At 66.9% G+C, this 1,223-nt stretch carries 1 pseudogene; it reads right to left on the bottom strand.

Annotated features, from left to right (window positions below):
• Nucleotides 1-1,173: pseudogene (locus ACEPPI_RS40500) on the bottom strand (IS3 family transposase); the annotation flags it as partial.
• Nucleotides 1,174-1,223: the final 50 nt, after the last annotated feature.

Here is a 1,223-nt window from a genome sequence, read left to right as displayed (position 1 = left end):
TTTCACCGTGGAGTCGTCGGTGGTTGTACCAGTCGACGTACTCGGCGGTGGCGAGCTCGACGTCGGACAGCGTCTTCCACGGCCGCCGTGGCTTGATCAGCTCGGTCTTGAACAGGCCGATCGTGCTCTCCATCAGGGCGTTGTCGTAGGCGTCGCCGACCGAGCCGATCGAGGCGGCGATGCCTGCAGCGTCCAGATGTTCGGCGAGCCGGAAACTCGTGTATTGCGACCCGGCGTCGGAGTGATGGATCAACTCACCTGGCTGAATGGGGTGTTGGTCGCGGTCGCGTTGCCAGATCGCCATCTCCAGGGCGTCCAGCACGAAGACCGTCTCCTTCACGGTGGCCGCGGACCAGCCGACGATCCGGCGGGAGAAGGTGTCCACGACGAACGCCACGTAGACGACACCGGCCCAGGTCTTCACGTGGGTGAAGTCCGCGACCCAGCAGCGGTTCGGGGCGCCGGCGACGAAGTCCCGGTCGACCAGGTCCGGGGCCCGGCCGGCCTGGCCGCCGGGGAGCGTAGTGATCACGCGTTGGCCGCGGACCGCTCCGGCGATGCCGAGCTCGCGCATCAGGCGTTCGACGGTGCAGCGGGCCACGGCCTGGCCTTGGCGGTTCAGCTCCCGCCAGATCTTCCTCGCCCCGTAGACGCGGTAGTTGGTGTCGTAGACGTGATGGATCAGCTCCTTCAGCTCGCTGTCCCGCACGGTCCTGGCCGACGGCGCGGCCTGGCGTTTGTGGTGGGCGTAGTAGGTGGAGGGGGCGATCTTGCAGTCGTGCTCGGTCAGAACACGGCAGATCGGCTCGACGCCGCCGAAGCGGCCCTTGTGCTCGTCGATGAACGCTACGAGCGCGTGTGTGGCCGGTCGAGCTCGGCCGCGAAGAAAGACGCCGCCGCCTTCAAGATCTCGTTCGCCCGCTTCAGCTCGGCGATCTCCTTCTTCAGCGCCTTGAGCTGCGAAGACTCCTCCGTCGTGGCGCCCGGCCGGGCACCGGCATCGATCTGGTCCTGCCGCACCCACTTCCGGAGTGTCTCGGTGGTGCCGATGCCCAGCTTCTGGGCGACCGCTTTCATCGCGGCCCACTCGGTCTCGTAATCCGGCCGCACCTCGGCGACCATCCGCACCGCACGACGGCGCAGCTCAAGCGGGTACTGGGAAGGACGTGCCATGACTCGATCCTCTCAAATGATCGAGTCCCCACCAAACCCGGAACGGTTCA

This window comes from Streptomyces sp. AB3(2024) (assembly GCF_041862025.1).
Classification (GTDB): Bacteria; Actinomycetota; Actinomycetes; order Streptomycetales; family Streptomycetaceae; genus Streptomyces.
This window is presented reverse-complemented; position numbering and strand designations above follow the sequence as displayed.